Genomic DNA, 12,807 nt, shown 5'->3' with positions numbered 1-12,807 from the left:
CTTTCATTAGCTAATGTTTCTGCCTTATCTGCTCCCTTTTTCGCTTCATTGGCTTTCGACAACGCTTCTTCCGCTAGACTCTTGACTGCTTCTGCACCAGCACTTACCGCTTGTCTATCAACACTCGTCGCCCGTTCTGCTGCTGCTTTTGCTTCGTTGGCTATTCGCGTTGCTTCTGTTGCACCCTGTTGCGCTTGCGCCGCTTTTGCTGTTGCACTATCTGCTGTATTTTTCGCTTCCGTCGCAATAATCTCCACCCTTTCTGCCTTAACCTTTGCTTCTTCTGATAAGGTCTTCGCTTCACCAGACTTCGTCAATGCTTCTGAGGCTTGTTGGCTTAGCTCATCTCCTTTCTGCTTGGCTGTATTGGCTGTCGATAATGCCGTTTCTGCAACGCTTTTAATATCACCTATCGTTTGCTTGACTTCATCACAAGCATTCTTGCTTGTCTGTTCAGCAAACTCTTTGATATTTACAACAAGCAAACAATTGTGAAAGCTGAAAATTTACTCGGTCGAGATAGTAAATTCCTGTTCAGTCAATTGCATAGTCGTAACTTATCTAAAGAAGACATTTACGATGTTCACTGTTTATGGGGGTATTATCATGACTATGCACATCATACTGGACCGCAACCATTAGATAAGAATCTGTATATAAAATTAAATTGGTTTACAGATCTTCTAGAAGAAATTAAAGTTAACTTAGTTACAGTGCGTATTATGCTAGAAGACTGTTCAAAGTTTTGGAAAGAAATAACTGAATTTATCCTCTTAGAACGCATATTTCGTTATCCAAAAGATTCTGATCAGCATATGACATTCGATGCTGGTACAGGGATCTTGCTTTTTGAAATATTGATGTGAAACAAAGCATTGATTGAAACGGATCAAGGGGTATCTTTAATTTGGAGCATCTCAAACAAGTAATAGCATTGATGATTGCAGCTATAGAAGCACTTGAAGCATTAGATGATGATGCTTATTTGGCAGGAGCTAAGGATTATATCCAAGATAATCTTGGAAAACCACAGACCTCAAAGTCACGATTTAACTTTTCAACATCATCTTATGCACAGTACATTATTGTGGGATTAAATCATTGAGTTTCTTAAAAGGACGGTTATTCCTATTTACCTTTGCTATTCTAGCATTGTTTTCCATAAGTTGGTTATTATCTAAGAATTTGGTTAGCAATATACCCGTCATGCATGCAGTTGGACTTAGGTTGTTTGCCACTGCTGCCACCTTATGGTTAATTGCACTATTTCGTGAGAAAGCCGTTTTCAGATCCCTACCATTGCTTTCCATGATACCTGCTTTTTTTATTCTCTCAGTGTTAGGATTTTCGCTGTATTTTGTATGCAGTTTTGGTGCATTAAAATCACTCAAAGCTAGTGATTTAACCATGGTGCTCGCTACTATTCCAGGGATTACTTATATATTAGGTGCATTGACAAATGTCCTTAAATTCTCATGGCTGAAGCTTAGTGGAGTGATAATTGTCAGTGTAGCAGCTGTAGCATTCAATATAAACAGTGGAGAAGGTGGATATTATAACCTGATAGGAGTAGGTCTTGCCTTAACAGCAGCACTTTCTTACTCTGCTTATGGCTTATTGTCTAAACGTTATCTTAAACATTTACCTTTGCTCACCTCACTGGCTTGGATTACAACAATTTCTGCCGCATCATTTATGCCATTATTCATTTTTGATCCTGCCCCACTCTTATATCTTAAGTTAGAAGATGTATTTAAGATATTGATTTTAGGAACTATTTGCTCGGCACCAGTTTACGTTTTGTACCAAAAAGTTTTAGCTGAGGGAGGTGTATTATACGCCAACACTATTGGCGTATTATCCCCTTTTGCAGTGGTTACATGTGAATGGATAATCGGCTCAAGCCCTTCTCTCAACATTATCAAAATAATTGCTATGATGATGGCTGTTATAGGAATGACATTCTTATTTATAGATGCATCAAAGGTATCTGGATGGCAACAAAAACGTCGTGCCACAAATTCCAAATTTAATAAGGAAACAAAATGAAAAAACTCGCGTTAGTTTGCCAGCGCAATACAAAGCTCCCGTTTATATTTGAAGCAGCACAAGCAGCTAATATCGAATTAGTAATGATCTATGATACCGCTGAAAGCGCTCCTATTCAACACCCCGCAGCAGTCAGTGAAACTTGGCAACTTCCTGTTTTTGATAAGCCAGAGGCAGCTCTAGACGCTTTTGCAGTAGGCGTAAAAGAACGCAATATTGCTGGGGTTATGACCCTTCGCGAAGAAGCCATTCTATGGACAGCTTTGGCTGCCAAAAAAATCAACACTCCAAGTATTGAACCAGAAGTAGCAGCATTAACCAGAAACAAATATCTCATGCGTCAAGCTTTTGCTAAAGCAGGCTTAAGAACACCAAAATTTCTGTATATAGATAATCCAGAAGACCTATCACAAACACAAACCTTAGACTATCCGCTCGTTATTAAACCCGTCTCTGGATGGGCGAGTACAGGCGTCATGTTAGCTAAAAATCCTGAAGAATTTTCTAAGCTCATCAAAGCTGTATGGAATATTCAGCATAAAGATATGGCACGTTTTAATGATAAAAATAAACCTGTAGGTTTAATTGTAGAACAATATTTGCCAGGAAAAGAATTTGTCGTAGAATGTTTTGTTGATACAACAGGTGTGCATGTTTTAGCCGTTGGCGACAAAGGACAACCTGAAGGACCATGGTTTGAAGAAACAATTTATCGTCAACGCTGTGATATAGATGATCCTTTAATTATTGCTTTATGTGAGGCTGCATGCTCTGGAGTCAAAGCTCTTGGTATAAATATGGGAGCTGCCCATGTAGAGCTACGCCTAGATGCTAATAATTTACCTTATATCATTGAGATCGGCGCTCGTATAGGTGGGTCAGGTGTCTCCCATTTTATTGTAGAACAAGGTACAGGAATTTCATTTGCAAAACTCTGTATGAATGCCGCTTTAGCTGAACAAAATTTAGATCTTCCTGATGTCCTCCCAGCTAAAAAAGTGGCTGCAAATTATATTATTCCTCTTCATGGGTATGGACGCTTCTCTGGATTTTTAGGTCTCGATAAGGTCGTACAACATCCACAAACTAGCAGAACTATCATTTTCTTTGAAACGGATCATATTTCACCACCTCCACCAGCATTTGGTGGATATCCTGGCTTTATTTTCTCTGTTCATGCCTCAAACAAAGAAGCGTGCAATTACCATAAATGGCTTGATGACACTTTAAACATCATATGGCAAAATACTGACTTATAAAAACCATTTTCTTACACGTTACAAAAGGAGTAAAAATGCCTCTTATGCATCATCTTACGACAAGAGCTGTAGCAAAAAACATTGGAGGCTGGCAAAGTGTGTGATGGTGCCAGCTTGTTACTTCATAAGCGTAAAGATGGGAGGCTCAATGGATTTACCGTTAGACCATTCAAAAATGCCGTCGCGAAAGGACTTTTGGAACGTTGAGAAAACTTCTTAAAACAAGCGCGTAAAACTGCACCCACTGGAAATACCATATTTATCAATAAGCCGATAAAGATATTTCTTTTATCCTTTTCAAAACCTAATGATTGAGGAAGCGATGATCTACTTTTACACCCCATTTTAATAGACTCTCTTCAATATCTCCATATTTCAAATCATAAAGAAAACTTGTCATCGACTTTTTCGATATGATCAACCTCTTCTCCCCCCGCCTCAAAGAAAGAAGAAAATCTTACCACTTTCACTCTGATTTAAAAGTTATATTTCATCTCTATTTAACAAACAAAACAACGGTCTTATTCATCTATTCAGCAACAATTCTAACAATTTCTTCAAAGGATTTATCTTGATTTTAAAATTGAAGATAGTGAATCTTATGGTGAAAGGAAGCACACTTTGCCACTTTTCTTATTCCCCACTTACAATAATACACTCGATTCCAAAGCTTCAAAAACGCTTTTTGCAAAATTTACAAGTAGAAAAATGCCCATTATCCATGAAACTATAGAGTTGTGCATTCTTTCCCTTCACATATCCTTAAAAGCAAAGGCTCTCAATCAGCACAAACAATATTCCCCTGCCTTTTTTCATGCCTGATATCAGCATACCTTACACAACGGTGTTTTATGGCATAATAAGATAACAATGCTGTTCTTTTAAAAAGATGATAACGAAGGTATCCCAAATATTTATAGCCAAAACAAGACAAAAAAATTTAAAATCTAATAGACCAATTTTTTAAAAGCATTTAAGAAATGCTATACTCAATAAAAATAAATCAACGTGATACTTTCATATTTATTAAAGCACATGGGACTATTGTTAAAAAATTCTGCACAAACAATGGTTTTAGTTCTCGACAACAGAACAAGATTTTGAAAATCACATTTATTATTTTTAAAAAGAGTGATTAAAAATGATAGCGCAATCCACCAGAAAAACGAACTCCAGAAAAACCCGCCTTTGTTAACGTATGCTGATAGCCAAGATCACTGTAAAGTGTAACTTTAGAAGAAAACTGTGAATTGACACCCAAGCCAACCTCTAAGGAAGAACCAAAAGAACTCAACTGGAAAACATCTTTAAAATGAACAAATTTTTCTTTATCAAAACAATGAGTAAGATGAATATTGCCATAAAAAGAAGTGATACGATCCTTTTCAGATGCTGAAAATGTTTTATTTAAACGCCCACCGATACGCACCAACCATTGACCTATTTTTTTCATCTCAACATCAAATCCATCAATATCACGAAACTTATTAAATTGAAGATGTTGATAAATAAGCTGAAGTTGCGGATCAAAAATAAGATCTTCATATCCTGTCATAAACACTTTACCAGCAGAAAAGGAAACGTTCAAAGGACTTGCTTTTAATGTCGCCGTCTTACCCCAAGCATGGGTAAGCACATCCCCTTTAAACAAACCATAAGATAAAAGACCATCTACATAAAAACCAGTGTTGTTTTCCACACTAGCGTATGCCGTAAATGACCATTTATTAAACGTACTCTTTTGGCTTCGTTCCACGTTACGAGGTTGTAAGGAAAGCTTTCCATAGGTTCCCATAATCCCAAAAAATGTCGTACTATATGCGCTTTCTATTGTTTTGAGCAAAATATCTGTTTTTATAGCGTTATAATCAACATGACCATCGTACCCATATTTAAGTGTAGAAAGATCTGAGACATAACGATAACGCCCACCATAACTGTGAATAGATAAAGCAAAATTCTCTTCGTTTTTTAACAATTTACGAGAAATATACCGCGTAGCTTGCAACTGTTTTTGTTGATGACGAATATCCATGAGTCCAACATGAAACAAAGCATTTGGTAACAAAAGATAGGTCGGAACTTGTGGAACAACCTCTCTGACCTTTAACTCAGAAGGGGGAATAGCAGACACCTCTAAAACAGGCTGAATATATTTACTTTCAAGGCGGAAATCCCAAAAGTCTCCATCTCCTTCAACCAATCTTTGAGAAGTTTGTGCATTTCCAAGAGAAGAATTCGGACCATAAGCATGAAGATAATATTGGTAAGGCAAACCCTCTAATGCAATATAAGCACGATCTAACTGAAAAGAATCTTCTGCCGCTTTTCCAGAAACCTGAATAAGTGAAATACTATGAGCCTTTTCACCGGTTGCTATCTCCCCCTGATTTCCTGGAACAAATTGCACATAAACTGTGGTTTTCCCAGAAACATCACCATGTATCAAAAGTCGGTCAGTCTGTTTATTATCAAGCAAACCATCACGACTGAGATGTGTATTGAGATAAATATCTGCACTATCTTGCGCACTATAAACTTCTTTCTCTCCCTTCCCAATATAAAGTGTCTGATACTCCTGAAACATTGGCGTTTCAAAAGCAATCAAACTATCAGAAAGTTTTACAAATGAAATAAATGAACTTGTACGGTTTGCAATATGTGAATCTATCGCCCTTCTTTTTGTTACGAACCATTTTGATCCTCCTGTTAAATAAAGCTCAGCAATAGAACCATCAGCAACACGAGTTCCTCCTATCAATGAAGAAGAATCAGCCAAAATCGCTACAGCCCCCCCCTTTTCAGCTGTTAATAATAAGTCACCAAAAATTTTTGTGCCTTCTGTTACTGCAATATAACTACGACTGTTATGACTATGAATAGCTGTTCCATCTGCAACCTCAAAAACCGTCCTTTTCAAAAAAACTAGTCCTTGTTCGTACGCATTGTTCCCTCCCCCCATCTCAAAATGCATACCATGTTTGTTACCGATTGCCTTAATTGTTGAATCTTCAATATTAACCCGCGAAATTAAAATATTTTCATTCCAGCCAACATTGGATTGTGCCTTAGAATCTTGTCCAACCATTAAAACATGAACATTTGTAGAAACAATATTAGTCTTCTTCAAATAAACAGAACCACGCTGGTCTACATTGAAAACTGTATACGCAATTTTTTCATTTGTATTTTCTTTATCTTCTGTTTTTTGACGTTTTGAAGTAATGGTAACATCATCTAAAGTTGCATTTCCCCTTATACCCACATAAAGTGCAGCGGCATCATTTACATCAATAAATCCACCCGTCATCTGAATGCCCGCATCAGCACCAACGAAAAGAGCACTCTCTCGACCAATACCCTGACCTTCTACTTTAATTTTTGTATTCGTTAACCTAACAGCTGCTTCTTGCTTCTCTGCATAAGCAGCTATATGAGAAGCTTCAATTGTTCCACGATTGACCTCAATTATTCCACTATCAGCTTTAAGACCTACTGATACATTTTTAAAAGCTGAATCGCTTAAAACAATTCTTCCCCCTCGTGATACAACAGCACCATAAATATCTTCTATACCTGAAATTCCTTCAACCTCTACACGCATTGCCTGAATAACTGTATTAGGCTCCTGTACTACTATAGCAGCAGGCAATATGAGAGAACTACCTTCCCCATTCTTTTCTTTAACAGGTGCAGTGAACTTATATATTTTATCACTAATTGTATGCTTTGCACCATCTCTGCATTCATAAGGTAATTTGTTTTCATCACATGACAGTAATACAAATGAACGAGAATGTGCCTCAATATTTGTGTTTAACAAAAAAGAAAAAATAGCTGCCGTAAAAACACACGAATATAAGCGATTTTTAGATACCTTGCTTATCATTATTTTCAAAACTTTCTTTTTCTCAACAAACACAAAAAATGCCGGTAAAAAATAAACCATACATTAAATACGATAAGAATAAAATAAACAAAGTTATTTTACTATTTTACTGATAAATGACAGCATTTCATAATATGTTTTGTATTTTATGTAAAGAAAGAACAAAAAACTTAATAATACCATTTAGGATTACGCTCTCTTAAAGAACTAATCCCCCAATTGCTGAGAATGGCAACACAAAGTGTCGGAAAAATAATCTCAAAAAAACTTGAAGAAAGGCAAACTTTGGAGAGATATAATCTTAAATTTCTTTCACTACCCAAAAATAAAAATACAATAAAATGAGAATAATTGTTAAGATTTAAAAACTCAAAATGTCTTAATAAAAACACAACACTATGAAATAAACTATACAAAAGTTATAATTGCACCATTTCTTCTACAACAAAAACCTAAGGAAATGCTCACTAGCGTATAAGTTAATGTAGGTATCTAATTCTATATAAAAGCTGTAAACTACCTAGTGAAAAAATTGAATAAATTTTCTCGTAAGTTCCTATCATCAATGTTTTCAATTCATCAATAAACCACTCTAAAAGATATCATCTCGAAATAGACCATAAAATGAAAAGATATTTACATCAAAATTACTTGCATAACGCTTTAATATCTTCTGATAAAATTTAAAATACAATAAAACACTCACTTTCCTGAAATTAAAAAACATCAAAATAAAATATTTCATCAAACTCATTTCTATAAAAATAATCTATTTATTATCGTTAAAGAGGATATTTTAGCAAAGCTATTCTTTGCCATTTTTTATATTGAATAATCTTCTCTAAAAATGCTAACCATCCCCCAATATTATTATCATCTGAAAATAATACATTGCTAAGCTAGTTTCTAATGAATATAACTATATCGAGGGTAAAAGAGCAGCACTTTTACTCCCTCACCCCTATTAATATTTTCATTGAACTATTACTTTAAAGATGAATATATTTTACTGTTATGTCACTTTTTCAAAACTTTTCTATTTTTTATCATTCTGAAGACGTAACATCAAATCTTGTTTTTGTTTCAAAGTATCATTGTCCATAACCTTCTGATACCCTGCTACCATTAAATTGACTAAAAATGAATCACTTCGCGGTGTTGATGAAAAATAGATTCCCTTTGAATCCTGCAATTTGTACCGATAACCTGCTTTAGTCATACACTCATAAATTGCTGCAAATTCACTTGCACGCGAATCCATATTTTCAGAAGAAACGTAGATTGGTTTCCATCCACATTTTAACAGTGCTTGTTGAACCATAGATTTATTGACACCAGGCTTTTCCCCTCATGCCAATATCGATGGGGGAGATTTACTAACACATCCCACAGAGCTTAAAAAAAATCATAGCACTCAATAATTTCAATATTTTTTTCATTTTCCCCCTCCCTCAATATTTACGAATAAAAAAGCCTATAACTCTGTGCTAATTTTTTCACATGTAAGATTGCTAGTCTATTGAGAAAAACAATCCCGCCCCCCTTGCGAGAACAAAAATATAAGGATTATTGATTACAACAGCATCAATATTTAAGGTTGACATTCGGGCTGCTCTTTGTTCTCTTCACAATGAGGACTATTCAAGCGCCTCTCTACACTTCGCTGAGGAATAACAGCATCAGGCTGACAAATTGGAAGATTTTCATACTTTTCACACCACTTTACCCTTCCCAATTTATCTTGGAAACCTGCTTGTATCATGCATGCATTCACAGACTCCTCTGCATTGAATCTCTCATCAGTACTTGTTTCTGTATCAAAACGACCATCAAGATACTGTATTCCACACTCTAACAGAGCTTTTTTTATCTCAAGTTGATCAGCACCAGACTTTTCCCATGCATCTACAGCTGTTTGAGAAGGCTTTTCTGGATAACATCCAGCCATAACAAATAGGGTCATCCCACTTAATAATTTTAAAATCTGCTTCATTTTCCTATCCTTGAATAATTTGATATTATGAAACAATCCATAAATTACTTTACATGCTGTTTTTTCACTTCCAAAATAACGATGAACATTATCAACCTTCATGGTTATTTATCTCTTTCCGATAATTATGCCACCGATATTATATCAAAAATACAGCAAAATTACTACTTAAATCGTATTCTATCAACGTTATGCATATAATTATTCTCAATATTTTGATTACAACCAAGATAGATATTTTATATTATTGCGCCAACAGTTGTAGTCCCCATAAATAAATAGCATTGACATGCTGAATTAAGCCATCTCCACACGGGCATGAGAAACATGAAGGTAGGGATTGTTGATCGTCACAAACAGCAAGACTTAAGGTTTGCATTCAGGTGCATTTTTATATTTTTTACAAAAAGGGCTGTTTAAGCGCTTCTTGACACTGCGCTGTGGAACAACAGCGCCTGGACGACAAATCGGGAGATCTTCGGCTTTATGATTCTCGCACCAAGTCCCTCCCCCCACTTTATCACGAAATCCCGATTGAACCATACAGGCATCAATAGTTGCCCATGCATTGTAGCTGAGTTTTCTGTTTTCTGGATCGGCATCAATAAGGCTTGGCATACCACATTCTAACAAAGCTTTTCCTACCTCAGTAAAATCAGTAACACCATTTTTCTCCCACGTAGCCACCTCTCCTGGAGGAGGTTTATTAAACTGGCACCCAGCTATACCCAATAGAATTATCGCACTTAATAATTTTAAGGTTTGTTTCATTTTTTCCTCCATGATTTAATTCAAGGCTTTTGTTCTAAATGAGATGTGCCATAAAACTTTTGGCATTTCGGACCCGCATCTCCAAGACAGGTATGGGAGCTTATGGGATTCATGATCACTCTCCACCATTCTGTCCACCAGTTACTACCAGCAGGTGCTGTCTCGTAAGTATAGTCATTGCCGCCAATAATTCTGCTTACAAAGTCAAATCTATGCCCATCAAAACCTGTTTCATGCCTCTGTGAATGACCGCTATGATGGTCTGTCATGCTAACAACCGTCATACTTTCTTCCATTACATTGATATCTTGACCAGAAATCAGATGAGAAGCAATAATCGTAGCATCTCATTGTACATCCATATCAACTTTGCCTGTTACCTCAAGGATAAACGGAATCGTTGTTGTGTGTGTTTCAGAGCTATTGGAAGACTTCTCGTGTAAAAAGCCACTTTCCGATGATTGTTTTTTCTGGTCGTAGTGTTCTTGAGCGCCTTTTATGGTAATATTGAATAATTTTGCACCGAAATACAATTGCGGAGTACATTTTGTCCGCCTCCACTTGTAATAAAAACTACTCTCGTATCAATATTATAAAAAATAAGTTTGATCCTTCCTCTTGTGAGAGCAATAATAATAAGAATCGTAAAACTGTCACACGTTCATTGTTCTTTTTAATTTACTCTTCTATGAGATTTTATTGTAATATCTTGCTGCTGTTTATTAAAGTTTTTATAAAAACAATGATACAATGCCTCATGTAACTTTGTTATCCACTATTTTCTACCAACGCCAATTCTCTTTAAGAAAAAAGAATAGAAAAAAAAACTTCACCCCTTCTTTTCAAGAAAAGACATAAAGAACTTTATCTTCGTTTCTAAAAGCAATAGTAATTTTCTAAACAACAAAATTTAAGCAACCAATTTTTTAAAGAGCTTAAAAAAACAATTCTTACAATAACTTCTCTTGTAAAACAGAACTTCATTAATACGTTTAGAAAAAGATATCTGCCTATAATCTTGTATCTGGTAAAATCTATTTGCGCTGTTAGGCATTTTAACCTGAAAGACTTATATTGATAGCACAGCTCACCATCAAAAAACGCCTAATATTTATATGATTTGGTCGTTACCGTAAGCAATGGCTCACAAAAACTTCCAAAGCAAAATAATAACGAGCAGATTTTTTCAATCTAGATTGTTCTAACCTTTAGAGAATAACAATCAAACACCTGTTTTCCTGATGACATCAGCTATTTGTTTTGAGTTTTATCTCTATTCACATTTTATTGCCGTTTCTTTTGCTTAAAATTATAAAGTTTAAGTACATAGAAACAAACAACAAGCCAAGCAATCCAACTAACACCTATAATTAAAACCGGTCGTGTCTCATCAAAATACCATAAGAGAATAAAAATAAAAACCATAAATAAAATAGAAAAAATCGACCCTATTGGCCAAAATGGAATGGGAAATTTTAAACCATTCTGTGCTTCTTTAGGCATCTTAATTCGCATAGAAAATTGTGAAAGTAGAATCATCATCCAAACAAAAACTGTCGCAAATGTTGCCATTGCGGCAATAAGAAAAAAAAGCTTTTCATGATAAAAATAATTAAGGAGAGCACCAAGAAGAAAGATACCGAAGATCATCAAAATAACAAAAACTGGTATACCATTTTTTGATAAATATTGAAACTTTTTTAAAGCATAACCTTCCTGCGATAAACCATGGATCATACGACAAGCACCATACATTCCACTATTCATTGCTGAAATAGCCGCTGTAACAACAACAATATTTAAAATATTTGCTGCATACGAAATCCCAAGATTTTCAAAAATAGATACAAAAGGGCTATCCATAAGACCAATCTCATTCCAAGGATAAAGAGACATTAAAATAGCTAACGTCATGACGTAAAAAAGCAAAATACGAACTGGAGTAGAATTAATTGCCTTTGAAATCGTTTGATGAGGGTTTTGAACTTCCATAACTGCCATGCCAATAATTTCTATGCCACCAAAAGCAAAAACAACAACACTAAAGCAAGCTAAAAAACCAAACCAACCATTGGGAAAAATACCACCATTTTTCCATAAATTATGAACAGTAACGGTAGAAAAATCTGCACCTTCACCCCACCCCCAAAAAATAATTGCTATTCCTAAAATAATCATCGCAATGATAGCTATAACTTTAATAGAAGAGAGCCAAAACTCTAGTTCACCATAGACTTCTACAGCAGCTAAATTAATGCCTGTGATGATTAATGTAATACTCAGTGCCCATACCCAAGGAGCAACATCAGGATACCAAAAACCCATATAAGTCGCAAAAGCTGTAATATCAGCCAAACCAACAAGAATCATCTCAAATACATATGTCCATCCCGTTAAAAAACCTGCTAATGGTGATATGTAATTTGCCGCATAACGAGCAAAAGAACCAGGCAATGGATTATGAAGTATCATCTCTCCTAGAGCCCGCATAACCATAAAAATAGCTAAACCAGCAATACAATAGGCAATCAAAACACTGGGACCCGCAAGCTTAATTGCCTGTGCAGACCCATAAAAAAGACCTGTTCCAATAGCAGAACCAAGAGCTAAAAAAATAACTTGGCGCTTACTCATACCCCGTTTCAGTTCATTTATTGCCATTTCTTTCCTTACTTTTTGAAATGCTGACAATCCACACCACGATAACAGCCCTATGATAAATAAAGCCTCATGTTTCTTTCACAAATATATTTCAAAAAACATCGAAGACCAGCCAGTCCAACACTTTGCTCTAAACAATGAAAAAATACTTTTATTGCGAATTATTCAGCTTTTATAGCCTACAA

The 12,807-nt window shown here is 35.5% G+C and carries 10 protein-coding genes and 1 pseudogene; 4 read left to right on the top strand and 7 right to left on the bottom strand.

Annotated elements, in window-relative coordinates; translation table 11 throughout:
- A pseudogene (locus ACFIMW_RS07890) lies at positions 1-485 on the bottom strand (hypothetical protein); the annotation flags it as partial.
- Between the two features lie 6 nt (positions 486-491).
- Between ACFIMW_RS07890 and ACFIMW_RS07885 the strand changes: the two are divergent.
- The 4 genes from ACFIMW_RS07885 to ACFIMW_RS07870 are packed head-to-tail and all read left to right on the top strand — an operon-like array spanning position 492 to position 3,308.
- Positions 492-866, top strand: a complete 375-nt coding sequence (locus ACFIMW_RS07885) for a hypothetical protein (protein WP_375608703.1) — start codon at positions 492-494, stop codon at positions 864-866.
- 41 nt (positions 867-907) lie between these two features.
- The gene (locus tag ACFIMW_RS07880) at positions 908-1,105 is read left to right on the top strand and encodes a hypothetical protein (protein WP_375606678.1); all 198 of its coding nucleotides are present in this window, start codon (positions 908-910) and stop codon (positions 1,103-1,105) included.
- A complete protein-coding gene (locus tag ACFIMW_RS07875) occupies positions 1,102-2,049 on the top strand; it encodes a DMT family transporter (RefSeq protein ID WP_375608702.1) in 948 nt (315 codons plus the stop codon). The genes ACFIMW_RS07880 and ACFIMW_RS07875 overlap by 4 nt, the downstream gene beginning before the upstream one ends.
- Positions 2,046-3,308 carry an acetyl-CoA carboxylase biotin carboxylase subunit family protein gene (locus ACFIMW_RS07870; RefSeq protein WP_375608701.1) on the top strand — a complete coding sequence of 421 codons (1,263 nt, stop codon included), beginning with the start codon at positions 2,046-2,048 and terminating at the stop codon, positions 3,306-3,308. The genes ACFIMW_RS07875 and ACFIMW_RS07870 overlap by 4 nt, the downstream gene beginning before the upstream one ends.
- Before the next feature lie 1,135 nt (positions 3,309-4,443).
- Here ACFIMW_RS07870 and ACFIMW_RS07865 read toward each other — a convergent pair.
- The 6 genes from ACFIMW_RS07865 to ACFIMW_RS07840 all read right to left on the bottom strand — a co-directional run bounded on the left by ACFIMW_RS07865 (position 4,444) and on the right by ACFIMW_RS07840 (position 12,622).
- Complete coding sequence (locus tag ACFIMW_RS07865) at positions 4,444-7,197, bottom strand: autotransporter outer membrane beta-barrel domain-containing protein (protein WP_375608700.1); 2,754 nt, start codon at positions 7,195-7,197, stop codon at positions 4,444-4,446.
- 1,036 nt (positions 7,198-8,233) lie between these two features.
- On the bottom strand, positions 8,234-8,518 hold the full coding sequence (locus ACFIMW_RS07860; protein ID WP_375608699.1) for a hypothetical protein: 285 nt from the start codon (positions 8,516-8,518) through the stop codon (positions 8,234-8,236).
- Between the two features lie 270 nt (positions 8,519-8,788).
- Complete coding sequence (locus ACFIMW_RS07855; protein WP_375606682.1) at positions 8,789-9,190, bottom strand: hypothetical protein; 402 nt, start codon at positions 9,188-9,190, stop codon at positions 8,789-8,791.
- A 366-nt stretch (positions 9,191-9,556) separates the two neighbouring features.
- Entirely contained in the window at positions 9,557-9,961 is a 405-nt protein-coding gene (locus ACFIMW_RS07850) for a hypothetical protein (protein WP_375606683.1), read from the bottom strand.
- 20 nt (positions 9,962-9,981) lie between these two features.
- Positions 9,982-10,245, bottom strand: a complete 264-nt coding sequence (locus ACFIMW_RS07845; protein WP_375606684.1) for a hypothetical protein — start codon at positions 10,243-10,245, stop codon at positions 9,982-9,984.
- A 1,000-nt stretch (positions 10,246-11,245) separates the two neighbouring features.
- Positions 11,246-12,622 carry an amino acid permease gene (locus tag ACFIMW_RS07840; RefSeq protein ID WP_375606685.1) on the bottom strand — a complete coding sequence of 459 codons (1,377 nt, stop codon included), beginning with the start codon at positions 12,620-12,622 and terminating at the stop codon, positions 11,246-11,248.
- Positions 12,623-12,807: the final 185 nt, after the last annotated feature.

This window comes from Bartonella sp. AC329YNZD, assembly GCF_042196685.1.
In the GTDB taxonomy this organism is placed as follows: domain Bacteria; phylum Pseudomonadota; class Alphaproteobacteria; order Rhizobiales; family Rhizobiaceae; genus Bartonella.
This window is presented reverse-complemented; position numbering and strand designations above follow the sequence as displayed.

What these genes read in the sequence shown, in the direction of transcription:
- ACFIMW_RS07840 (WP_375606685.1), bottom strand. Translation starts at nt 12,622, where the DNA reads ATGGCAATAAATGAACTGAAACGGGGTATGAGTAAGCGCCAAGTTATT.
- ACFIMW_RS07850 (WP_375606683.1), bottom strand. Translation starts at nt 9,961, where the DNA reads ATGAAACAAACCTTAAAATTATTAAGTGCGATAATTCTATTGGGTATA.
- ACFIMW_RS07845 (WP_375606684.1), bottom strand. Translation starts at nt 10,245, where the DNA reads ATGACGGTTGTTAGCATGACAGACCATCATAGCGGTCATTCACAGAGG.
- ACFIMW_RS07855 (WP_375606682.1), bottom strand. Translation starts at nt 9,190, where the DNA reads ATGAAGCAGATTTTAAAATTATTAAGTGGGATGACCCTATTTGTTATG.
- ACFIMW_RS07870 (WP_375608701.1), top strand. Translation starts at nt 2,046, where the DNA reads ATGAAAAAACTCGCGTTAGTTTGCCAGCGCAATACAAAGCTCCCGTTT.
- ACFIMW_RS07865 (WP_375608700.1), bottom strand. Translation starts at nt 7,197, where the DNA reads ATGATAAGCAAGGTATCTAAAAATCGCTTATATTCGTGTGTTTTTACG.
- ACFIMW_RS07860 (WP_375608699.1), bottom strand. Translation starts at nt 8,518, where the DNA reads ATGGTTCAACAAGCACTGTTAAAATGTGGATGGAAACCAATCTACGTT.